The organism is Polaribacter irgensii 23-P, assembly GCF_000153225.1.
Lineage (GTDB): Bacteria > Bacteroidota > Bacteroidia > Flavobacteriales > Flavobacteriaceae > Polaribacter > Polaribacter irgensii.
The window spans coordinates 2,417,135-2,440,776 of the sequence record NZ_CH724148.1 but is presented as its reverse complement, the minus strand read 5'-3'; the positions used below and the strand labels follow the sequence as shown (position 1 = coordinate 2,440,776).

22 protein-coding genes are annotated in these 23,642 nt (G+C 35.0%); 17 read left to right on the top strand and 5 right to left on the bottom strand.

Annotated elements, in window-relative coordinates:
• Nucleotides 1–38 precede the first annotated feature (38 nt).
• From lpxD to PI23P_RS10810, 9 genes are all read left to right on the top strand, one after another.
• Nucleotides 39–1,079: a UDP-3-O-(3-hydroxymyristoyl)glucosamine N-acyltransferase gene (gene lpxD, locus PI23P_RS10850; RefSeq protein ID WP_004570903.1), complete on the top strand. Its 1,041-nt coding sequence runs from the start codon at nucleotides 39–41 to the stop codon at nucleotides 1,077–1,079.
• Nucleotides 1,072–2,463, top strand: coding sequence for a bifunctional UDP-3-O-[3-hydroxymyristoyl] N-acetylglucosamine deacetylase/3-hydroxyacyl-ACP dehydratase (locus PI23P_RS10845; protein WP_004570902.1), 1,392 nt, complete (start codon nucleotides 1,072–1,074; stop codon nucleotides 2,461–2,463). Before lpxD ends, PI23P_RS10845 begins: the two co-directional genes overlap by 8 nt.
• A gap of 3 nt (nucleotides 2,464–2,466) precedes the next feature.
• Nucleotides 2,467–3,252, top strand: a complete 786-nt coding sequence (gene lpxA, locus PI23P_RS10840) for an acyl-ACP--UDP-N-acetylglucosamine O-acyltransferase (RefSeq protein ID WP_004570901.1) — start codon at nucleotides 2,467–2,469, stop codon at nucleotides 3,250–3,252.
• Nucleotides 3,253–3,316: 64 nt separating this feature from the next.
• Nucleotides 3,317–3,883: an elongation factor P gene (efp, locus tag PI23P_RS10835; protein WP_004570900.1), complete on the top strand. Its 567-nt coding sequence runs from the start codon at nucleotides 3,317–3,319 to the stop codon at nucleotides 3,881–3,883.
• A 60-nt stretch (nucleotides 3,884–3,943) separates the two neighbouring features.
• Nucleotides 3,944–4,870: a UDP-3-O-(3-hydroxymyristoyl)glucosamine N-acyltransferase gene (locus tag PI23P_RS10830; protein WP_004570899.1), complete on the top strand. Its 927-nt coding sequence runs from the start codon at nucleotides 3,944–3,946 to the stop codon at nucleotides 4,868–4,870.
• 61 nt (nucleotides 4,871–4,931) lie between these two features.
• Nucleotides 4,932–5,810 (top strand): succinate--CoA ligase subunit alpha, encoded by an 879-nt coding sequence (gene sucD / locus PI23P_RS10825; RefSeq protein WP_004570898.1) that lies wholly within the window; start codon nucleotides 4,932–4,934, stop codon nucleotides 5,808–5,810.
• A 137-nt stretch (nucleotides 5,811–5,947) separates the two neighbouring features.
• Nucleotides 5,948–6,694 carry a 3-oxoacyl-[acyl-carrier-protein] reductase gene (gene fabG, locus PI23P_RS10820; protein ID WP_004570897.1) on the top strand — a complete coding sequence of 249 codons (747 nt, stop codon included), beginning with the start codon at nucleotides 5,948–5,950 and terminating at the stop codon, nucleotides 6,692–6,694.
• A gap of 257 nt (nucleotides 6,695–6,951) precedes the next feature.
• Entirely contained in the window at nucleotides 6,952–8,844 is a 1,893-nt protein-coding gene (locus PI23P_RS10815) for a hypothetical protein (protein ID WP_004570896.1), read from the top strand.
• Between the two features lie 837 nt (nucleotides 8,845–9,681).
• Nucleotides 9,682–10,515 carry a prohibitin family protein gene (locus PI23P_RS10810; protein WP_026288495.1) on the top strand — a complete coding sequence of 278 codons (834 nt, stop codon included), beginning with the start codon at nucleotides 9,682–9,684 and terminating at the stop codon, nucleotides 10,513–10,515.
• Between the two features lie 292 nt (nucleotides 10,516–10,807).
• On the opposite strand, the gene PI23P_RS10805 is transcribed toward PI23P_RS10810, so the two are convergent.
• Nucleotides 10,808–11,611: a carboxypeptidase-like regulatory domain-containing protein gene (locus PI23P_RS10805; RefSeq protein ID WP_004570894.1), complete on the bottom strand. Its 804-nt coding sequence runs from the start codon at nucleotides 11,609–11,611 to the stop codon at nucleotides 10,808–10,810.
• 242 nt (nucleotides 11,612–11,853) lie between these two features.
• Nucleotides 11,854–13,398: a sodium/proline symporter gene (locus PI23P_RS10800; protein ID WP_004570893.1), complete on the bottom strand. Its 1,545-nt coding sequence runs from the start codon at nucleotides 13,396–13,398 to the stop codon at nucleotides 11,854–11,856.
• Between the two features lie 253 nt (nucleotides 13,399–13,651).
• Here PI23P_RS10800 and PI23P_RS10795 point away from each other — a divergent pair, with 253 nt between their 5' ends.
• The 3 genes from PI23P_RS10795 to PI23P_RS10785 all read left to right on the top strand — a co-directional run bounded on the left by PI23P_RS10795 (nucleotide 13,652) and on the right by PI23P_RS10785 (nucleotide 16,093).
• Entirely contained in the window at nucleotides 13,652–14,185 is a 534-nt protein-coding gene (locus PI23P_RS10795) for a cysteine dioxygenase (RefSeq protein WP_004570892.1), read from the top strand.
• A gap of 32 nt (nucleotides 14,186–14,217) precedes the next feature.
• Entirely contained in the window at nucleotides 14,218–15,615 is a 1,398-nt protein-coding gene (locus tag PI23P_RS10790) for a pyridoxal phosphate-dependent decarboxylase family protein (RefSeq protein ID WP_004570891.1), read from the top strand.
• A 100-nt stretch (nucleotides 15,616–15,715) separates the two neighbouring features.
• Nucleotides 15,716–16,093, top strand: a complete 378-nt coding sequence (locus PI23P_RS10785) for a hypothetical protein (RefSeq protein WP_004570890.1) — start codon at nucleotides 15,716–15,718, stop codon at nucleotides 16,091–16,093.
• 260 nt (nucleotides 16,094–16,353) lie between these two features.
• On the opposite strand, the gene PI23P_RS10780 is transcribed toward PI23P_RS10785, so the two are convergent.
• Both PI23P_RS10780 and PI23P_RS10775 read right to left on the bottom strand, forming a co-directional pair.
• A complete protein-coding gene (locus PI23P_RS10780) occupies nucleotides 16,354–17,010 on the bottom strand; it encodes an HAD family hydrolase (protein WP_004570889.1) in 657 nt (218 codons plus the stop codon).
• Nucleotides 17,011–17,427, bottom strand: coding sequence for a thiol-disulfide oxidoreductase DCC family protein (locus PI23P_RS10775; RefSeq protein ID WP_004570888.1), 417 nt, complete (start codon nucleotides 17,425–17,427; stop codon nucleotides 17,011–17,013).
• Between the two features lie 181 nt (nucleotides 17,428–17,608).
• Here PI23P_RS10775 and PI23P_RS10770 point away from each other — a divergent pair, with 181 nt between their 5' ends.
• From PI23P_RS10770 to PI23P_RS10755, 4 genes are read left to right on the top strand one after another with little or no spacing between them, the layout of a single operon-like run.
• Nucleotides 17,609–18,301 carry an ABC transporter ATP-binding protein gene (locus PI23P_RS10770; protein WP_018942513.1) on the top strand — a complete coding sequence of 231 codons (693 nt, stop codon included), beginning with the start codon at nucleotides 17,609–17,611 and terminating at the stop codon, nucleotides 18,299–18,301.
• A gap of 2 nt (nucleotides 18,302–18,303) precedes the next feature.
• Nucleotides 18,304–19,536 carry an ABC transporter permease gene (locus PI23P_RS10765; RefSeq protein WP_004570886.1) on the top strand — a complete coding sequence of 411 codons (1,233 nt, stop codon included), beginning with the start codon at nucleotides 18,304–18,306 and terminating at the stop codon, nucleotides 19,534–19,536.
• A 2-nt stretch (nucleotides 19,537–19,538) separates the two neighbouring features.
• A complete protein-coding gene (locus PI23P_RS10760; RefSeq protein ID WP_004570885.1) occupies nucleotides 19,539–20,783 on the top strand; it encodes an ABC transporter permease in 1,245 nt (414 codons plus the stop codon).
• 19 nt (nucleotides 20,784–20,802) lie between these two features.
• Entirely contained in the window at nucleotides 20,803–21,912 is a 1,110-nt protein-coding gene (locus PI23P_RS10755) for an efflux RND transporter periplasmic adaptor subunit (RefSeq protein ID WP_004570884.1), read from the top strand.
• Between the two features lie 78 nt (nucleotides 21,913–21,990).
• Here the strand turns inward: PI23P_RS10755 and PI23P_RS10750 are convergent, their stop codons facing one another.
• Nucleotides 21,991–22,806: a DUF1853 family protein gene (locus PI23P_RS10750; protein ID WP_004570883.1), complete on the bottom strand. Its 816-nt coding sequence runs from the start codon at nucleotides 22,804–22,806 to the stop codon at nucleotides 21,991–21,993.
• Between the two features lie 123 nt (nucleotides 22,807–22,929).
• On the opposite strand from PI23P_RS10750, the gene PI23P_RS10745 reads away from it, so the two are divergent.
• A complete protein-coding gene (locus PI23P_RS10745; protein WP_004570882.1) occupies nucleotides 22,930–23,604 on the top strand; it encodes a DUF2461 domain-containing protein in 675 nt (224 codons plus the stop codon).
• Nucleotides 23,605–23,642: the final 38 nt, after the last annotated feature.

Sequence of the window (23,642 nt, the reverse complement as noted above, 5' to 3'; positions counted from 1 at the left end):
TTAGAGAAAACGGTATAATTTTTATATTTTTGCCTTTGATGAAATTTAAAGCACAACAAATAGCGGACATTCTAGAAGGAGAGGTTGTTGGAAACCCTGATGAAGAGGTTTCTGAACTCTCTAAGATTGAAGAAGGTAAAAAAGGATCTTTAACTTTTTTGTCAAATCCTAAATATACTGCATACTTATACAGTACTCACGCGTCAATAGCCATCGTAAACAAGAGCTTTACTCCTGAAAAAGAAGTGAGTGCCACTTTGATTAAAGTGGATGACGCATATGCCTCTTTTTCTAAATTACTAGAATTTTACAACGAGGTGAAAAACAATAAGTTAGGAAGAGAAGAGCCGAATTTTATTTCGGAATCAGCACAAATAGGAGTGAATGAATACATTGGAGCATTCTCTTATATTGGAGAAAATGTTCGTATTGGTGAAAATGTAAAAATTTACCCCAATTCTTATATCGGTGATCACTGTATAATTGGAGACAATACTATTATTTTTGCAGGGGTAAAAATTTATGCAGAAACGCAAGTGGGTAAAAATTGTAAAATTCACGCCGGTGCTATTATTGGTGCTGACGGTTTTGGTTTTGCTCCGGATAAAAATGGGGAGTATCAGGCGATCCCTCAAATAGGAAATGTTATTATTGAAGATAATGTAGATATTGGCGCAGCGACGACTATTGACAGAGCAACTTTGGGAGCTACTATTATTAGAGCTGGAGTAAAGCTTGACAATCAAATCCAAATTGCACATAATGTGGAAGTTGGAAAAAACACAGTGATTGCTTCGCAAACAGGTATTTCTGGATCTACTAAAATTGGTCAAAATTGCATGATTGGTGGACAAGTGGGGATTTCAGGGCATTTAAAAATTGGAAATAACGTGAAGATTTTAGCTCAAACTGGCGTTACAAAGAATATCAAAGAAAGTGAAATTATTTATGGAACACCGGCTTTTAAGTCAAGTAGCTTCAATAGAAGTTATGTGCATTTTAAAAACTTACCAAAGATAGTGTCAAAAATTAATCAATTAGAAAAAGAGTTGAAGACTCAAATGAGAAAGAATGAGTAAGAAACAAAAAACAATACAAAATGAAATCAGTTTATCAGGTGTAGGTTTACATACTGGGAATGCTGTAAAAATGACATTAAAGCCTGCTCCTATAAATCACGGTTTTGCATTTTGTAGATTAGATTTAGAGGGTGCTCCTGTAATTGAAGCAAGAGCGGAGTATGTAGTAAATACGCAGAGAGGTACCAACATAGAAAAAGATGGCGTGCAAATTCAGACATCAGAGCATGTATTGGCAGCTGCTGTTGGTCTCGATATCGATAATTTATTAATTGAGATAGATGCTTCAGAGCCTCCCATTATGGACGGTTCTTCAAAGTTTTTTGTAGAAGCTTTAGAGAAAGCGGGTATTCAAGAACAAGAGGCATTTATTGAAGAATATATTGTCAAAGAGATCATTTCATATAAAGATGAAGCTACGGGGAGTGAAATAATGCTCATGCCTTCTAGTGAATATCAGATAACAGCAATGGTAGATTTTGGTACGAAAGTTTTAGGTACACAGAATGCAACATTGGAAAGAGTATCTGATTTTAAAGTAGAAATTGCAGGAGCCAGAACTTTTAGTTTTTTGCACGAGATAGAAATGCTTTTAGAGCATGATTTAATTAAAGGAGGAGATTTAAACAATGCGATCGTATATGTAGACAAAGAGCTGTCTGAGAGCACGATGGAGAAGTTGAAGAAGGCTTTTAATAAAAAAGACATTGCAGTAAAGTCAAACGGAATTTTAGATAATTTAACGCTTCATTGGGCAAATGAAGCTGCGAGGCATAAATTGTTAGATGTTATGGGCGATTTAGCTCTGGTAGGAACGCGGATTAGAGGAAAAGTGATTGCGAATAAACCAGGTCATTTAATAAATACCTTATTTGCAAAAAAGCTTGCGAAGATTATCAAACAAGAGAAAAGAAATAATGTTCCCTTCTACGATTTAAACTTACCGCCATTATTAGACATTCATCAAATTATGGAAATTCTTCCACATCGACCTCCATTTTTGTTGGTTGATCGGATTCTAGAACTTTCTAGCAAACATGTAGTTGGTATGAAAAATGTGACGATGAATGAGCCTTTTTTTGTGGGTCATTTTCCTGGTGCGCCTGTAATGCCAGGAGTATTGCAAGTTGAAGCAATGGCACAGTGCGGTGGTGTTTTGGTTCTAAATACGGTACCAGACCCGGAGAACTACTTGACTTATTTTATGAAGATGGATAAAGTAAAGTTCAAACAAAAAGTGTTGCCTGGAGATACTGTTATTTTTAAATGTGAATTAATTACCCCTATAAGAAGGGGGATTTGTCATATGCAAGCATATGCATATGCCAATGGAAGAGTAGTTGCGGAAGCTGAATTAATGGCGCAAATTGCTAGAAAAAATTAAAATATGAATCAACCATTAGCGTATGTGCATCCCCAAGCAAAAATAGCAAGAAATGTAGTTATAGAGCCTTTTTCAACCATACATAACAATGTAATAATTGGTTCAGGTACTTGGATTGGTTCAAATGTAACCATTATGGAAGGGGCTAGAATTGGTAAAAATTGTAGAATTTTTCCAGGAGCAGTAATTTCAGCAATTCCTCAGGACTTAAAATTTGACGACGAAGAAACTACCGTAGAAATTGGAGACAATGTAACCATAAGAGAATGTGTTACGATCAATAGAGGGACTTCAGACAGAATGAAAACTAAAATTGGTAACAATTGTTTAATTATGGCGTATTGTCATATTGCACACGATTCTTTTGTAGGAGACAATTGTGTTTTTTCTAACAATTCTACGTTGGCAGGCCACGTGACAATTGGAGACAATGTAGTCTTGGCAGGAATGGTTGCAGTACATCAGTTTGCATCTGTAGGAAAACATGCTTTTGTAACGGGTGGTTCTCTAGTAAGAAAAGATGTACCTCCTTATGTAAAGGCTGCAAGAGAGCCATTATCGTATGTTGGTATAAATTCAGTGGGCTTGAGAAGACGTGGGTTTACGACAGAAAAAATTACAGAAATTCAGAATATATACCGAATTTTATTTCAGAAAAATTATAATTACACGCAGGCAATTGAAATTATTGAAGCAGAATTAGAGGCGACTACGGAAAGAGACGAGATCATTCAGTTTATCAAAGATTCACATCGGGGAATTATGAAAGGCTACTACAACGCAAACTAACAGCGCCAAAAAAAGATTTAAAAAAGTACCTTATAAAATTAGTATAATTAAAGCAATATTAGAAATGGCAACAACATCAGATATTAGAAACGGATTGTGTATTAGATATAACAATGATATTTATAAAGTTATTGAGTTTTTACACGTAAAACCAGGAAAAGGACCGGCTTTTGTTAGAACAAAATTAAAAAGTGTTACCAATGGTAAGGTGGTTGACAACACCTTTCCTGCAGGAAGAAAAATAGAGGATATTCGTGTAGAGACACATAAATTTCAATACCTGTATAATGAAGGAGAAACGTTTCATTTTATGAATGAAAAAGATTATTCTCAAATTCAATTGCAAAAAAATGTTTTAGACGCACCAGAATTGATGAAAGAAGGTGAAGTTGTAACTATTATAATCAATGCTGAAGACGAAATGCCACTTTCTGTGGACATGCCCGCAAGCGTTGTTTTAGAAGTTACACACACAGAACCTGGTGTAAAAGGAAATACAGCAACAAATGCAACAAAGCCAGCTACTGTAGAAAGTGGAGCAACGGTAAATGTGCCTTTATTTATTAATGAAGGTGATAAAATTAAAGTAGAAACTACAAAAGGAACTTATCAAGAAAGAATAAAAGAGTAACTATTTTTAGTGCTGTGCGATGAATTTTGCCTGCATTTAAAAATAATTACAAAAGGATACATGAAATTTAAAACATCACAAACGCTTCAACAGATCGCAACGCTTATAAATGCACCTTTTGTAGGGGAGGCAACTTTTGAAATTTTAGGAATCAATGAGATACATGTAGTAGAAAAAGGAGATATTGTTTTTGTAGACCACCCTAAATATTACGAGAAAGCTTTGACCTCTGCAGCGACAACAATTATAATCAATAAGGAGGTAGCCTGTCCAGAAGGAAAGTCTTTGCTGATTTCTGAAGATCCTTTTCGAGATTTTAATAAAATATCAAACTACTTTAATCCCTTTATAGCTTCTGAAAAAGCGGTTTCAGATACTGCTAAAATAGGAAATGGAACCGTTATCCAACCCAATGTTTTTGTTGGAAACAACGTGGTTATTGGAGAAAACTGTAGGATCCATCCTAATGTAACTATTTACGATGCTACTGTTGTTGGAAATAATGTAACGATCCACGCAAATACGGTTTTAGGTGCAGATGCTTTTTATTATAAAAATAGAGCAGAAGGGTTTGATAAACTACTTTCTGTAGGAAGAGTAGTGATACAAGATCATGTAGATATTGGTGCTTCCTGCACGATTGATCGCGGCGTGACTGGAGACACTACAATTGGCGCAGGCACAAAAATTGACAACCAAGTGCATGTTGGCCATGATACGGTGATTGGAAAAAAATGTTTGATTGCCTCACAGACTGGAATTGCAGGTTGTGTAATCATTGAAGACGAAGTTACTCTTTGGGGTCAAGTAGGTACTACAAGCGGAATTACAATTGGAAAAGGAGCCATTATTTTGGGACAAACAGGGGTGACGAAATCGGTAGCAGGAGGAAAAAGTTATTTTGGAACTCCCATTTCAGAATCAAGAGAAAAATTAAAAGAAATGGCAGAAATTAAACGTTTTTTTAAAGGTAGAAAGAATACATAAAATACTTTTTTAGAAACTTGCAATAAACTATTTTTGTCCGACATCATAAAATAATAAACGAATGAGTGTTTTAGTAAATAAAAATTCAAAAATTATAGTTCAGGGTTTTACAGGTAGTGAAGGTACTTTTCACGCTGGTCAAATGATTGACTATGGAACGAATGTTGTTGGGGGAGTAACTCCAGGAAAAGGAGGCCAAGAACACTTAGGAAAACCTGTTTTTAATACGGTATTAGAATCTGTAGAAGAGGTAGGAGCAGATACATCTATAATTTTTGTGCCTCCGGCATTTGCCGCTGACGCAATTATGGAAGCTGCAGATGCAGGAATCAAAGTAATCATTTGTATTACAGAAGGAATTCCTACAGCAGATATGGTAAAAGTAAAAGCATATATAGATACAAGAGATTGCAGATTAATTGGCCCCAATTGTCCTGGCGTAATCACTCCAGACGAGGCAAAAGTTGGTATTATGCCAGGGTTTATCTTCAAAAAAGGAAATGTAGGTATCGTTTCTAAATCGGGTACTTTGACGTATGAAGCTGCAGATCAAGTTGTAAAACAAGGATACGGAATTACCACTGCTATTGGTATTGGTGGAGATCCGATTATTGGAACAACAACGAAAGAAGCTGTCGAATTGCTAATGAATGACGACGAAACAGAGGCGATTGTAATGATTGGTGAGATTGGTGGAAATTTAGAGGCAGAAGCAGCACAATGGATCAAAGCAGACGGAAATAGAAAGCCAGTAGTTGGTTTTATTGCAGGTCAAACAGCACCAGCCGGAAGAACGATGGGACATGCTGGCGCAATTGTTGGAGGAGCAGATGATACTGCACAAGCGAAAATGAAAATTTTGGCAGAGTGTGGCGTACACGTTGTAAGCTCACCCGCTAAGATTGGAGAAATGGTCGCAAAAGTTTTGGGTAAAAAATAAAACATCGCATATATAAACGCCATATAATGCAGCTGTAAAGCTGATTTATTTGGTGATTTAGTAACGATAATCATAAATAATTCCCGTGAAAACGGGAATTTCTCTTTTATATTTGAACAGCAACTAAATAGTACACTATGAAATTATTAGAAAATAAATCGGCAATAATTACAGGGGCAACCAGAGGAATTGGGCGCAGTATCGCTGTTGAATTTGCAAAACAGGGTGCTAATGTCGCTTTTACTTACAGTGCTTCTGTGGATGCAGCAAATGCCTTGGAAGAAGAATTGAAAGCATATGGAGTTTCTGCAAAGGGCTACCAGTCGAATGCAGCAAATTTTGATGCGGCTCAGGAATTGGCAAAAGAAGTGCATAAAGAGTTTGGAGCAATTGATATTTTAGTAAATAATGCGGGAATCACAAAAGATAATTTGTTGCTGCGTATTTCTGAAGATGATTTTGACAAAGTAATTGAGGTAAATCTAAAATCTGTTTTTAACTTAACAAAAGCAGTAATTAGACCGATGATGAAGCAGCGGTCAGGCTCTATTATCAACATGAGTTCTGTTGTTGGATTGAAAGGAAATGCAGGCCAATCTAATTATGCGGCATCGAAAGCAGGTATTGTAGGTTTTTCGAAGTCTGTAGCTTTAGAATTAGGTTCTAGAAATATTAGAAGTAATGTAATTGCACCCGGTTTTATTGAAACGGAAATGACGGCGAAATTAGACGAGGCAACCGTCCAATCATGGCGTGACGGTATTCCATTAAAAAGAGGAGGACAACCTATTGATATTGCAAATGCTTGTGTGTTTTTAGCATCCGATATGAGCACGTATATCACAGGACAGACGTTATCTGTAGATGGAGGAATGTTGACTTAATATCAAATTCGCTTTGACTTAAACGGAGTCTCTAATAAATATTAAAAACCTGAAACAATTAAACGTTACAGGTTTTCTTTTTTTAGATTGTTATTGATACCTTTCCGTGAAATAAAGACTACTTGCAAACACTACCTATTTTATATCTTCTCTTCGCATTTGTGTGTAGTATTGCAATCGGGTATTTTCAATATTTTTATAAGGTAAAAAGAAAGTTTAGGGGGCGATTACTGCTTTGCGTCTTAAAAACAACTGCATTGTTTTTAGTTTTCGTTTTATTAATTAGTCCGAAGATAGAAAGAACTACACTTCAAATTATAAAACCGAAACTTTCGATTTTAGTAGACAATTCAAAATCAATTTCTCATTTTAAAGAAGCAGAAAACATTCAAAATTTTATTTACAAATTAAAGAATGACGTGTCTTTGTCTGAGAAGTTTGAAATTGAAAATTTCACTTTTAGTGCAGACTTAAAGATTTCAGACACTCTTGATTTTTTAGGGAGTGAAACAAATATTTACAAAGCAATTTCAGGGATACATAAATTGAATGGCGAACAAAAAGTGCCTATTTTATTGCTCACAGACGGCAATCAGACGGTCGGAAACGCCTACGAATTCCTAAAGTCCAAACAACCTATATATCCTGTCGTATTTGGAGATACCACAAAGTATGCAGATGTGAAAGTCAGTCAAATCAATGTAAATACCTACAGTTATCTCAAGAATAAGTTTCCGGTAGAGGTTTTTTTAAATTATCAGGGAATAGGCACTGTTAAATCAATTTTTTCTATTTATAATGGGGAAAAAACGGTTTTTTCAAAAGAAATACAATTTTCTCGAAAGGAACCTTCACAAATTCTTACGGTCGATTTAGAAGCATCAAAAATAGGAGTGAATTATTTCACAGCTTCGCTTGAGAAAATAAGAAATGAAAAGAATATAACAAATAATACTAGAAATTTTTCAGTTGAAGTTATTGATGAGCAAGCAAAAGTGTTGCTTCTTTCAGCGGTATTACATCCAGACATCGGTTTGTTGAAAAAAGCGATAGAAAGCAATGTACAACGATCCGTAAAGGTTTCAAAAGTTACAGAATTTAAGGGTAATCTGTCTGAATTTCAATTGGTCATCTTATACCAGCCAAATGTGCTATTTACAGATGTATTTACAAAAATAAAGAAAGCCCAGTGTAATTTATTTATTGTCACAGGCACAAACACCGATTGGGCACTGCTAAACAAACAACAATTTGGTTTTACTAAAAACTTCTTACGCGAGACAGAATATTATGGTGTGAGCTATCAATCTTCGTTCTCTACTTTTTTGCAAAAAGATATTGGTTTCGGTGATTTTCCACCTTTGAAGGATGCTTTCGGAGCTCTGGACTTTTCAACAGAACACCAAGATTTATTGGTACAAGAAATTAAAGGACTGGTTACATTGCAACCTGTGCTCTCGGTTTTAGAAAAAGAAAAACAGAAAATAGCTGTTATTTTTGGTGCAGGAATTTGGAGGTGGAGAGCAATAAGTTTTTTAAGGAGCGGTACTTTTCAAGATTTTGATCAATTTATTGGAAACATAGTACAGTATTTAGGTACAAAGAAACCCAGAGCGCAACTGGAAGTAAACACAGAGCGCTTGTATGCTTCAAATGCCGTGCTTAATATTGTTGCTTTTTTTACAGATACCAACTATAAGTTTGATGACCGTGCATCTTTGGAAATAACAGTGACCAATATTAAAACCAAGGAAACTACAACACGTCCTTTTTCTGTAAAAAACAATTCATATCAAAGCGCCATAGAAGGACTACTTCCTGGAGAATACCGTTTTAAGGTAGCCGTTTTAGGACAAAAAAACACTGCATATGGTAATTTTAAAATAGTTGATGATCAAATAGAAGAACAATTTACACACGCAAATGTAACCAAGTTAACACAATTGGCTTTAGGAGCGGGAGGAGCGTTGTATTATAAAAATGAAATAGACCTATTAATTAAAAGTTTAATGGAAAATAATGAGTTCGATACGATTCAAAAGCCAATAGTTAAAACACAAGAGTTAATAGACTGGCAATGGGTTTTATTAGTTTTGATCTCTTTGTTTACCACAGAATGGTTTTTGCGAAAATATTTTGGTCAGATTTAACTTTTTTTAGTTCAGTAGTATTGTTTGCTAGCAACCTATTTTAGGAATAATAGGTTAAAATTGGTGGTTTTAAAAATGTCTTGAGTATACTTATTATGCTATTGATACTGATGCCGCCAGTGCACGTGTACTGATGTTGCTGCTCCTATTGATTTGGTAGGAGGTCATTTAGAAACAGATTGGAATGTGCATGAAAAAAGTTGGTATCAGAATTATTTAGAGGATGATAAGGACTTACAACACCGTCACCAGTGTCCTATATATTGCTTCACACTATTTTTATACCCTCAGAAAATTAATTGCTTGTTGTAGATTTTTCTTTAATAAAAAACAAAAGATGCATCAGCACTCAAATTATATTTTTTGCAGATCGAAATTTTTTAGGCCTCCAAGCTGTTTTTTACTGATATTGAAACGCATTTTTTTGGAACATGGTTTTTATTGTCATAAAAACCATTGATACAATACACTTATACGTTAATTTTTAGAATTTTATAGGTACAAAGCAACAGCATTGTCAAGCTGTGATAAAAGCCTTGTATAAAACTTTTCATTTTTAAATATTTGGGCACGGACAGACGCATTTGTTTTAAATTTAGGATTTTTTATTAAAAGTATAATTTTTTGAAAAGCAATACTTGTTTGTTCGCAGTCATTTATTGCTTTATTTTTTAAAATATACTCAGAGTTTGTTTTGGTTTATATCTTGATTCGTGCGCTCTATGAAATCCAATAACTTGTAATTATATTCTAAAAGTCTGCTAAAGATTATAACCATATACATTGTGTTTCCTTAAATTTATATCGTAAATTTGTATGAATTTAAAATTAAAGAAAATGGCAAACAATCAATTAGACATAAAATTTCCAAAAGGAGGAATTTTAATTATAGTATTAGCAGTCGTTGCAATCATTTTATTCTCAAAATCTACAGTGACCATAAATTCTGGTCAAGCAGGGGTTTTGTACAAAACGTTTGGTGGTGGTGTTGTAACTGATGAACCGCCTTTAGGAGAAGGTTTTCAAGTCGTTGCACCCTGGAATAAAATTTTTATTTATGAAGTAAGACAGCAGGAAATTTACGAGAAAATGCAAGTATTGTCCTCTAATGGTTTAGAGATTCAATTAGAAGCTTCTGTTTGGTTTCAGCCGCAATCTGATAAAATAGGATCTTTGCATCAAGAAAAAGGTGAAAATTATATTTCTAGAGTGATACAACCGACAGTGAGATCTGCAGCAAGAAGTGTTGTAGGACGATATACACCGGAGCAATTGTATTCTAGTAAGAGAGATGTGATACAAACAGAAATTTTTGAAGAAACAAAAAAAATATTAGACAGACAGTACATTCAATTAAATGACATTTTGGTAAGAGATGTTACTTTACCAACAACCATTAAAACGGCGATTGAGCGTAAATTGAAGCAAGAGCAGGAATCTTTAGAATATGAATTCAGATTGGTTACCGCTAAAAAAGAAGCTGAAAAACAAATTATTGAAGCGCAAGGTAAAGCAGATGCGAACAGAATTTTAAGTGCATCTTTAACTGAGAAAATTTTACAAGATAAAGGAATTGAAGCAACAATAGAGTTGTCAAAATCTTCAAATAGTAAGGTGGTTGTGATTGGTTCTGGTAAGACAGGAATGCCTATTATTTTAGGAAATCAATAAATACAGTCTACTACAACAGTAAAAAAAATCCAGCTATTGCTGGATTTTTTTTGTTTTAAAGTTTTATGCTATGTATAAGGGGCTGTTAACAATTCTATAAATAGATACTGCAGAATTCTTAGTGGTGCTAGCATTTCGTTTAACTGGCGTACAACTTGTTTACCACATACAAATTATTTTTAAAAGGATTGCCGGTAAAAAAGAACTGCATTCTTTTTGAACATTAGGTACAACCAACACGCAATCAGCATTTCCTTTGCGTATTGAAATGGTATGGAAGCCTACTAGCGATCTAATTTTTAACAGGAATCTTATTTCGCTCTATTTTACCCATTTTTAAAGCTTTGTAATTTTCATAACAATCCAAAACAGCTTCAATCATTTGAAGATCTGATGCTTTTTTTATAAAGTAATCAGAGTAACTGCAGTCAATTAATAATTCTGAAAGCTCTTGACGGTCCATCTCTAAATATTCCATCATAACTTCTCTATCAAATTTTCCAGCAAGCATTTTACGCAGATTGTCTTCTTTTTTTAACTTCTGTAATTTTTTCAATTGTTTTGGTTTTTTTCCAAAAAGATTATATAAGAAATCAACAGGTTGAAACAAAGCAGCAATAGGAGTAGAGAAGCTTTTGGTCTTTGCTCTTCCAACTTCGTATGTTTGTGGTAATCCATTGATGTGAATTCTTGTAAATCGGTCTTGAGGAACTTGTTTCACATCAATTTCAAGAACTCCGATTAAATTTGTAGATCTAATGACTACTTCTCGAATGTCTTCTGGTTTTTCATATAGGGCGATTTCTAACTCATTCCCTTTCAATAAGTCGTTCGTGATTTTTAATTTAATACTAGAGTAACCGAGGTAAGAAACCAATATGGTGTCATTTACTCTTGCAGGTAACTCAAAATAACCGGTATCATTCGTAATGCTTCCTTGCACCGTATTCAAGTTTAATACATGGGCAGCGCTTAAGACCTTATCATTTTCAGCGTGAATAATTTGTCCTTTTAAAACTTTTACTTTTAAAGAATCTGCCTGTGAAAAAACATTTACCGCGAACAGTAAACACAATAATAGTAATATTTTTTGCATCTAGTAAAAATAATAATATTCTGTTGTAATATGGTTAAATTTTTGTGAATTAAGAAAAAATAAAGCCTCAGAAGAGCCATACAAAAATAGGGAGTGATGGCACATGCACTTCTTTTATTTAGAGCGCTATTTGCGCAATAATTAAAAGAAACGTTGTTTTTATTCTTTTCTAAACGGTCGCATCTAGCGCAAATGTATTTTAAAATATGGCTCCTTATTCTTATGAATTCGTTGCTTGATATTTATTCTTTTTCAGGAGCAGCGTCAATTTCTTCGATCATTTGCACAGCTTTAGTTCTAGGGGGATATTTTTTTGAAACTAAAAATCCAACAAGCATGGCAACCGCAAAGGAAGGCGTTAATACATCCAAGGCAATAAAATATGCGCCTACACTAGCCATTTCCTTGAAGAAAAAATTAAATACAATCACAGACATAAATCCGGAGATCATCGAAGCAATAGCGCCTTTTTCAGAATACCCTTTCCAAAATAGTGAAAGGATAATAACGGGACAAAAAGTGGCAGCGATTCCTGACCACCCAAAAAGTATGACCCAGAAAACTTGCCTGTCCGGAGAAACATAATTGATAATCATTGCAATGATTAGCGCTGTAAACGCCATTATAACGGTAGAAATTCTTGATATTTTTGTCAAACTTTCATCTTTGATCTCAGGTCTAAATATTTTTTGGTAGAAATCGCGCGTAATGGCACTTGAAGCTAATATTAACAGAGAATCTATGGTAGACATGATGGCAGATAAAACAATCGCAACAAAAATAGCCACTAAGATGGTTGGTAAAAATTCTTCTGTAACCATGCTCAATACGTTCTCACCACTATTTCCAAGAATAGTTTCTGGATCTTGTCCTTCTTTTGTGAAATAAATTCTGGCAAGGATTCCAATAGTTACGGCAGCAGCGTCGGTGAGTAATGTAAACGCTGTGGCTACCCATTTTCCTTTGTCTATCTCTTTGGAGTTTTTGATGGACATAAAACGGACATAAACTTGAGGTGAACCCAAAAAGCCAAGGCCAATCATAGAAAACCCTAAAATTGTAAAGAGGTTCATCCACCCATCTGAGCTTCTTCCCATTATTTGAGTGAGCGTGGGGTCTATAGCATTTAAGCCTTCGGTAACACCCGCACCGTGGTCCATAGAAAACCAAATGACAATTGGAAGCAATACCAAACCTAAAAACATAAGTAAGCCTTGAAATAAATCTGACCAAACTGCTGCAATAAAGCCTCCTATAAAGATGTAGGCGAGTACAATTACAAAACCTATAATTGCACCAATTTTATAATCAATACCAAGCATTGATTTAAAAGCGATGCCAGTAACGTCTATTTGTGAGGCGACATAGATCACAATAAAAATAACGAGCACTGCCGCTGATATGATGCGTAGGGTATGTGTAGATGATTGGAAATGGCTTTGCAGATAATCTGGAATTGTGATGGCTCCGTATGCATCTGATCTTTTTTTGAAGCGCTTTGCCATATACTGCCAAGATATAAAGACACCAAGAAGTTCTCCAGCTACGACCCAATATCCGGAGTATCCTGCAATCGCACCCATGCCGGTAAGTCCAATAAGTAACCACCCAGATTCACCAGTAGCTCTCGCTGAAAATGCTACTGCCCAAAAGCCCATTTTTTTTCCTCCAACATAATAGTCACTCATGCTTTTTACCCGCCGAGAGGCCATAATACCGATGAAAAATAAAATTCCAACATAGAATGCTAACACGGCAATTTTTATTATAAAATTTGGGTCTTCCATACTCTTAATTTTATTTTTTTAATGTTTTTAAGATTTTAAAATACACAGAATTTAACTTTTTGAACTTTTCGAAATTAGTGAAAAAAACAAGAAATTATGTGAATTTGAATTAAATTCACACTAAAATGAACAAAACATATGTGAAAAGGGTCAAATTCACTATCTTTGAGTTTATAGGAAGTTTTAATTTTTATCCAAAAGTTTACGCACAAGCAAACGCTCCGTTTGTCTGTAACAAAAAAAGAAGCATATTTTGAAGACGAAGAAAGAGCATGCTGCCATACCTCAAGACTTGGAAAGTTTAATAAGCGCACTTTCAGAAGGAGAGAGGACGACTTACAATCATTTAATGCACGCTATAAAATTTACTCCAACTATTTTAGAGAAGTACGCTTCATGGTCAGATACTTGTTATACTAGAAACTGCATTGTAGACACAGAAAAGTATGAGCTTATTTTAATTTGTTGGTGTGCTGGTCAGGCTACTCCAATTCATGACCATGACGGCGAAGAATGTTGGGTAAAGGTAATTTCAGGAGCTTTTAAGGAAACGATTTACAAGGCAGATGACATAGGGATTCTACAGTTTGAAAGGATGGGTATTTCAAATGTCAATGAAGTTACTTATATGAAAGACTTTATGGGGTTTCATACTTTGGAAAATATATCAGGTGAAAAGTGCATGTCATTGCATTTGTATGCAAAACCAATTCGTAAATGCAGAGTTTTTGATGTGGAATCAGAAACATTTGCAGACAAACAATTGGGGTACGATACACGTGCCTAAGAAAATACTAAAATTTTAAAGAAAAAAATACTATGTCTAACATAACGAAAGACCTTGCAATGTTTAACGAACTTGTGGAGGTTTTAATTACAGAAGAGGGGATACACCCTGTAGCTGAAAGAATCGAAGCTAATAAATTGTATGACGTTCTTGACCTTTCCCTAAATGCGGAAGAAATGGTCGATGCTGAATTCAAAGAGGTTTTGCGCGACGTGTTGGTTTCTACTCCAAAAACAGCAACAAATTTATTTTTCAACCAACTTTTTGGAGGACGACAAAGCAAAGCTGTTTTAGGAGATTTACTAGCAGTATTGCTAAATAATAGCATGTATACCTACAAAGTAGCAGGTCCACAAGTAGGAATCGAACAAGAAATTATTCGCCAATCGTGTCATTTAATTGGTTACGGTGCAGCGAGTAATGGAACATTTCCAACAGGAGGCTCTATGAGTAATTATATGGCTTTGGTGATGGGACGGGATGCAAAAGATCCAGAGTGCCGTTTGGATGGAATGACGAAACCTTTGATTGTTTATACCTCTAAAGAGGCACACTATTCAAACGACAAAAATGTAAGTTTTGCAGGTATTGGGCGTAATAATATGCGCTATATTGCAACAGATGCAGAAGGAAGAATGCTTCCACGTTTGCTAGAAGCACAAATTATCGAAGACATGAAGAACGGTGGCATTCCAACCTACGTAAATGCTACTGCAGGAACCACTGTCCTCGGTGCTTTTGATCCGATTGATGCCATTGCAGATATTACAGAAAAGTATGAAATGTGGCTGCATGTTGATGGCGCCTATTGTGGAAGTGTGATATTTAGTGACCAGTATAAGCATTTGGTTTCAGGAGTCTCTCGATCGAACTCTTTTAGTTACAATGCGCATAAAATGTTAGGAACTCCTCTGACTTGTTCTATTCTTTTAGTGAATGATAAAAAACACCTGCATGATTCCTTTAGTAATGACGCAGACTACCTGTATCAGACAGATGGAGATGATTTCAATTTAGGAAAAACCTCTTTTCAATGTGGTAGAAGAAATGATGCTCTAAAATTTTGGACTTTGTGGAAATCTATAGGGACCAGTGGGTTGAAGAATATTGTAGACCAACAATTTAGTTTAGCAGACATCGCTTTAGATTATATTAGATCCCATTCAGAGTATACCTTGTATAGTTTTAATGATTCCATTTCTGTTTGTTTTAATTACAAAGACATTGAACCTATGGCGCTTTGCACGGCCTTATACGAGCAGCAGATTACAGTAGTTGGCTTTGGTTCTTTTGAAGAAGATACTTTTGTTCGCTTGGTAACTATCAACGCTAATAATGAAAAAGTAGACATTTTAAATTTCTTCCACGTTTTGGAGGCATTTGTTGTAAAAACACCCAATTTGCCAAAGGTACTAGCACTTCAGGCTTAGAAAGTGAAATGGACTTCAAAAAGAAGAATAAATTATAATGTAAGCAAAAGACATCCTTTAAAAGTGATGTCTTTTGCTCGAAAGATTTTACCTTTGTCATATGGATTCAATGATGCACTTATTTAATGTATTTAAACAAAGCTTACTAGACGACGCCTTTGTGAAGTTAACAATAAGTAAGCCATTGCGAAAAAAGGAGGGCGTGCAGAATGTATATGTTCGTTTGTTTTTTGTCGATGGCAAAGAGGTTTTTCAATTTAAATACCGAGAAGAAACGGACAATCAATTCCAGCAGCTTTCTCTTGAGCTGGCTATTGTAGAAATAGAGCGACTGTTAATGCAGTCCTTCAGAGCAGCGACCTTGTTTACATTGCACGAAGACTTGCTTGTTCTTATTTCAAAAAAGAAATTAATTTCTTATCGAGAGAACGCACCCAGTTTTAAGAATAAATTACCTGAGGTGCCTCAAGAATCCTAAAACAGCGGCTGTGAAGCTCGTTAAGACACAACAGATCTTACGAATCTATTCGTTTTTAACAGCCGTAGCATTGTATTAAATTTATGCTGTTGAAGTTCTTTGTACGTTTGAAATCAAAAATTGAACTTTTAAATTCTTGTTTTATACTTTAATAGCAAGGTTTCCATTTTTTTGTAGTCCTCTAGAAATTAAAACAGCAACTATCAAGTGTATTTTTTTATCTTTAATTGATCGGTAAACCTGTTGCGATGTTTTTTATTTTAGACAAATTCTTTTAACGCATTAAAATTATCAATCACAAGGTTTGCATTTTCTAAAGTTTGTCCTTCAGATAATTTATTGGCATAACCAAAGACAAATATTTGGGCGTCATTTGCAGCTTTAATTCCGTTATCGGAATCTTCAATAACGATGCAATTTTCTTTCTTAAAGTTGCTCAAAATCACTGCTTTATTAAATATTTCTGGATGCGGTTTCGATGCTATTAAATCGGCTCCACTAATTTTTGCGGTAAAGTATTGCTGTAGATGAAAGCGATTAAAAACACGGTCGATATTTACCATTGCAGAAGAGGAGGCTAAAACTAACGTAATTCCTTTTGCATGCAAATATTGTATGATTTCTTTGGCACCATAAACTAATTGTAAATTCGGGTCATTTTCAAAAAAACCGAGATACCGTTCTCTTTTGTCAAGGACTAACTTTTCTGGATCTTCATCTAAATTAAAATGTGCGATTAATCTTTGAAAAGCATTGCTTGTAGAGGAACCTGTGAATGATTTATACAAGGTGTCGGAAACGATTACATTTAAAGAATTAAAAGTTTCGTAGTACGCTTTTTTATGAATTTCTTCAGAGTTGATAATAACACCATCCATATCAAAAATAACACATTTTACGGGGCTAGGAATTTTCATTTAATCTAAAAATTTGGCTTTCAAGGCTGCTGTTGGAACCATACAATGGTCTTTTTTTCCAAACCACTGGTAGCGGTTTTTTGCGATATAGTCGTATATGATATCTCTAAAAAATTCAGGAAAAATCCATAATAATTTGCTGGCTTTCCAGATGCCACCAAAATCAGCCATGACTTTTAAAGCAGCCGTAGATTTAATGTCGAAGGAAATTCCGGGCGCATACAAAATAACAGCATCTGTTTTTTTAGTATCGATTTTTAAAGAAGCAATAATTTTTTTGCCGCTTTCCGATTGAATGGCAGCAAACAAGAAAGTATTTTTCTTATCGTATTTTATTGCGGTGGTTACTGCAGTACTGCATAAATTGCAAACACCGTCAAATAAAATGACTTTCTTATTTTTTGGAATATCAAGCATTTAACAAGTATGAATTATGTGAGTTGCAAAGATACTTCATCTTTTCTGAACTTTCTTGTAACATAAGTTCTTTTGCTGCGTCTTATGGTTGTAGCTGTATTGTTGTTTTCAAGTGCTTTTAACATAAAATTAGTAGCAGAACTCAGAGGCAATGAATACTTTTATATTAAACAATTATTGCATGATCAAGATAGAAGATTTACACAAATCGTACCCCATAGGAAAAGACTCTTTACACGTGTTAAAAGGCATTGATTTGCATATTAAAGAGGGGGAATTTGTATCCATTATGGGTTCCTCAGGATCTGGGAAGTCTACTTTATTAAATATCGTAGGGTTGTTAGACATTCATGACCGTGGTAATTACTATTTAAACGGACAATTAATTAAAAACTTGAATGAAAAGAAGGCCGCAATTCTTAGAAATAAATTCTTAGGTTTTGTGTTTCAGTCATTCAATCTAATCGCCTACAAGACTGCTTTAGAAAATGTAGCATTGCCTTTATATTACAAGGGAATGGCAAGAAAAGAGCGCTTAAAGATAGCGTTGGATTATTTAGAGAAAGTAGGTTTAAAAGAATGGGCAAATCATTTGCCTAGCGAACTCTCTGGAGGACAAAAGCAGCGTGTAGCCATCGCAAGAGCATTGGTGACAAACCCAAAAGTTGTTCTAGCAGATGAGCCAACAGGAGCGCTTGATTCAACAACAACAGACTCGGTAATGGATCTATTAAAAGCGATTAATGACGAAGGAATGACTGTTTTCGTAATTACCCATGAAGAAGAAGTCGCAGCGCAAACAAAAAGAATTGTGCGCCTGAAAGATGGAGTTATTATTAGTGATGCACTTACCAAAGTAGCTAAAGCCGTATAAATATGTTTGATTTAGATCGTTGGAGAGAAATTTTTCAAAGCATTAACAAAAACAGGTTGCGTTCTGTGATGTCTGGGTTTACGGTTGCATTTGCCATTCTGTTATTTACCTTATTGTTTGGTGTTGCAAATGGTCTTGGAAATTTTTTCAAAGGAGCTTTTGTAGACACCGCAGAGAACTCAATTACTGTGCGTGTTCGTCAAACTTCTAAGCCATATAAAGGGTTGCAAACGGGTAGGAAAATTCAGCTTAAAAATAAGGATTATGAATATGTTAGTAAAACGTATAAGAATAAAATTGAATATCAATCGGCCATAATTTATAAGAATTTTTCCATAAAATATAAAAATGAGGCAAGTACGTATCGAGTATCTGCTGTAAACCCCGATTACCAGTTTTTAGAAAAAACCATCATTACAGACGGTCGTTTTTTAAACAATAGAGATGTTCAGGAAAAATCAAAGTCAATTGTTATTGGAAGGTTGATTAAAGAAGATTTATTTGGGGGGCGTCCCGCAGTAGGCAAAAGGGTCAATGTAAATGGCAGTTCTTATTTAGTGATTGGCATCTTCTCTGATGAAGGGGGTGATAATGAAGAACGAAAGGCTTACATACCCGTCTCTACCGCTCAAATGATATATGGCAATAATGACTACATCAGCCAGATAAATGTAGGATATGATCGAAATTTAAATACAGATGCTGCCATTGCTTTTGGAAGTCAAATTGAGCGCGAAATGCGTGCAAAATTAAACATTCATCCAGATGATCAGACAGCGCTTTCAGTGAGGAATATGGCAGAGTCAAATAAATTTATTAGTACCGTAATGTTCGCACTGCTATTAATCATCACTTTTATCGGTTCGGGAACGCTAATTGCGGGAATTATTGGAATCTCAAATATTATGATTTTCGTTATTAAAGAACGCACAAGAGAATTCGGTATCCGAAAAGCTTTGGGAGCGCAGCCTTCATCAATCGTAGGAATGGTTGTGCAAGAGTCTGTGCTAATTACAACCATTGCAGGGTATGTAGGGCTCTCTTTAGGAACCTATGTGTTGAGTTTAATTGGAAATAGCTTAGAAGAAGATTATTTTATTGTAAATCCAAGTGTTAGCCCCGAAATTGTTATCGGCGCAACGATTGTATTAGTATTATCAGGGCTCATTGCGGGATATGTACCGGCAAAAAGAGCTGCGAACATTAAACCTATTGAAGCATTAAGAGGAGATTAATTATGAAATTTTTATTTGATTCAGATACTTGGCAAGAAATTTACGGAAGCATCCGTAAAAATAAAGTGCGGACTTCCATTACGATCATTGGAGTCTTGTGGGGAATTTTCTTATTGGTTGTTTTATTAGGATCCGCTAGGGGGTTAGAAAATAGTTTCAATAAGTTATTTGGAAATTTCGCAACCAACAGCGTTTTTGTTTGGACACAGTCCACAGATACGCCTTTCAAAGGTTTTCAAGAGGGCAGAAGGTTTACTTTAAACATGAATGATATTGCTGCTTTAAAGTCGGAATACGCTGATGAGATTAGGTTGTTAGCTCCGAGAAATCAAACAAATAATCTGATTATAAAAGATTTTAAATCGGGAAGTTTTAAGGTGAGTGGTGATTACCCAATCCTAGATCAGATTCAGAAAAAACAGTTATTATATGGCCGTTTTTTAAATCAAAACGACATTAATACCAATGCAAAAGTAACTGTTATATCAGAAGATATGTACAAACAGTTGTTTGAGATAGATGCTTTTCCAATTGGACAATATTTAAAGATAAATAGCATCAGTTATAAAGTAATTGGTGTTTACAAGCCCTCGAGCACTATCGATTTTGACGGAGATTGTGCATACATTCCCTTTACTACATACAGAAAAGTATACAATACTGCCGACAATGTAGATTGGATGATGATTACCGCAAATGAAGGTACAGATATTGAGCAAATGGAGCGCGATGTATTGCTTACTTTGAAAGGATTACATAAAGTGCACCCAGAGGATGAAAGAGCTTTTGGTAGCGTCAATTTGGGGAAAGAAATTGGAAAGGTGACCGGTTTTATTACAGGCATGCAGTTTTTAACTTGGTTTGTAGGAATTGCTACATTAGTCGCTGGAGTTTTTGCGATTGGAAACATTCTATTAATTACGGTTAAAGAGCGAACAAAAGAAATCGGCATACGGAGGGCTATTGGTGCAACGCCAAAAAGTATCCGACAACAGATTGTTTTAGAATCTGTTTTTTTAACAACAGTTGCCGGAATGTTGGGCGTTGTTTTAGGTAGTTTTGTTTTGTTTGTGATCGACATGGCATTTGGTCAAGGAGAAGACGCCACACTCATAAACCCTACTGTAAATATTCCCATTATATTAATCGCATTTGTCACTTTAGTTGTGTTAGGAACTTTAATCGGATTGATTCCTGCACACATGGCAACCGTAGTAAAACCGATAGAAGCATTAAGAGAAGAATAATTTCATTTAACAAAAAATCATGAGTAAAAGAGCAAAGATTATTTTAATAGGTATTGTGTTACTTTTCATTGGGGCCCTTGTTTGGTTCGGCAAGAAGAATGCAAAGGGTATTGTAGCATTCGAAACAGAAACTCCATTTAGAGTGACAATCATTAAAAAAACAGTGGCTACTGGTAAAGTAATCCCCTTAGAGGAAATTGAAATCAAACCTCAAATAACAGGGATTATCGACAAAGTTGTATTGTTAGAAGGTTCTAAAGTAAATAAAGGAGATTTAATTGCTGTAGTGCGTGTAGTTCCTAATGAACAGTCTTTAATTAGTGCAAAAGGAAGAGTTGACAACGCAAAACTTCGTGTAAACAATGCAGCAGTTTCTTACAAGAGATCAAAAAGTTTATTTGACAAGGGCGTAATTGCAAGTGCAGAATACGAAGGTGTGGAATTGGCTTACGCACAGTCAAAACAAGATTTAGAAAATGCTGAAAATGATTATTTAATAATAAAAATTGGATCCGCAGGTTCGGGAGGCGCAGCAAATACCAATATTATTGCGCAAATGTCTGGGACTATTTTAGAAATTCCTGTCAAAGAGGGAGATCAGGTAATCCAATCTAATAACTTTAATGCAGGAACTACCATTGCATCTATCGCAGACATGAGTAAAATGATTTTCGAGGGGAAAGTAGATGAGTCTGAGGTTGGTAAATTAGTAAAAGGTACCGATATAGAAGTTTCTATTGGTGCTATAGAAGGGAAGAAGTTTCTTGCCAAATTAAATTTTATTGCACCGAAAGGAACGGAAGAAGGAGGCGCTGTTCAATTTAAGATTAAAGCGGATGTTTCCCTGGAAGATAAGTTTTTTATAAGAGCGGGTTACAGTGCCAATGCAGATATTATACTAGTGAAAAAAGACAGTGTTTTAGCACTTAAAGAAGGTTTGTTGCGCTTTGACAAAGAGACAGAAGAGCCCTATGTAGAGGTGGAAACAAGTGAAGGTGTTTTTGAAAAAAGAATTGTTAAATTGGGAACTTCAGACGGAGTGAACGTAGAAGTTCTCGAGGGTGTTGTTGCAAAAGATAAAATTAAGATTTGGAACAAAGCTTCAAAAGATGATGAAAAGAAAGATTAATTGTTTTAGTTAGTTGTTGGGAAGAGGAATCTATGAAAGTAGGTTCCTCTTTTTTTCTGACTAAAAATGGATTTATTTTCAGTCCCACCAAACCAGGAAAAATTTCTCAATTTCTCCATTCGGTTTTTTCAACCAGCAGAGGGGAGAAAATTGATTTGCTAAGGATTCTTTTGTCGCAGATATAAATTGATCAATGGATTGCCAATTGACGTTTTTATTTGGTGATAGCAGCCAATCTTTTTTAACAGGAATAAAAAACTTGCTTTTAGAGAGCTGCTCTAAATCTTTTACATTTGCATAAAATCCAGCAATACAGTCTTGGTTTATTTCTTTTAATCGTAGATTTTTATTTGAAAAAGGAACAAACAACTGTGCTTTAAAACAAACGTATTGTTTCATTTCTTTAGATGTCAATGCAAGACTCTTTAAATAGCGTGTGCAGGATTCCGAATAGAGCAGCGGTAATTGTTTTTGTTGCAATTTTGTAAGCTTTTCAAACAAAGAGTCCTTACGGTTGGGACCAATAAAGTGCGCAATCTCGTTATTTCCAGCACGTTCATCATAGAGGTAAAACTTATAGCAAATTTCTAAATGTATGGGCTGACCATGCTGCGTTAGCAGGCAGTCTAATTCGCCGAGTGTGATTTTTTCCTTTTGAATTTGGACGTTTTCTGAAATAATTTTGAATTCTGGAGATTGTGACAGCTGAAAAGAGACAAAGCGTTCTATGTATCTCCCAAGACGCAACTTTTCATCAATAACAATTGCCAATTTTACAAGCTTTGTAGGAATTTCAAACTGAGACATTTCAAAAAGCGTATGGTCTTTCCACAAGGCCGGCGTTTGTAAAAAGCCTTCATATCTTTTCTGAATATTCTTTGTTTTTTGATGCATCTATAGTTTACTAATTTCACTATATTTTAGGAATAAAGAGGTGTTATTTGCTATAAATTTTTGAAGTGGTGTCTTTTCTTTTATAGAATTCTTTGTAAATTGGTACTTTGAAATAAGACGCACATGCAATTCGAGAAAGAGACACTTCAGTATTTAGGTAATTTATATCAAAATAATAATAGAGATTGGTTTGCCGATCAGAAAGAGACCTACCAGAAAGTGCAGCAAAACGCAAAAGATGTCTTTGCAGCAATACATCAAGAACTTCAAAAGCACGATGAAATAGAGAAATCTAAAATGATGCGCATTTATAGGGATGTGCGGTTTTCGAAAGATAAAACGCCCTACAAGACGCATTTTGCAAATTCATTCTCAAGATTGGGAACTACATTGAGAGGTGGGTATTTTTTAAAAATTAGTCCAGGCGCTTCTTTTTTAGCAGGTGGATTTTGGGAACCTAGTAAAGAGGATCTTTTTAGAATTCGAAAAGAGATCGAATTGGATGCCTCCGAAATTAAAGCAATTCTTAAAGATCCATCTTATCTCAAACATTTTGGTGGAACATTTGAAAGTTTTTCTGAGCTAAAGACTGCTCCTAGAGGCTTTGATAAAGAACATCCTGAAGTTGCATTGTTGCGAAAGAAAGGATTTATTGCCAGTAGAAGGTTTACAGATGCAGAAGTGATGTCTTTAAACTTTGTCGAAGAAGTGAATACAAGTTTTAAAGCTTTGCGCCCCTTTTTCAATCTTTTTAGTGATATTCTAAGTACAAATTTAAATGGAGAACCCATTGTTTAAGTATATTTAATACGAACAACGTTTTTAAATTTACGAAA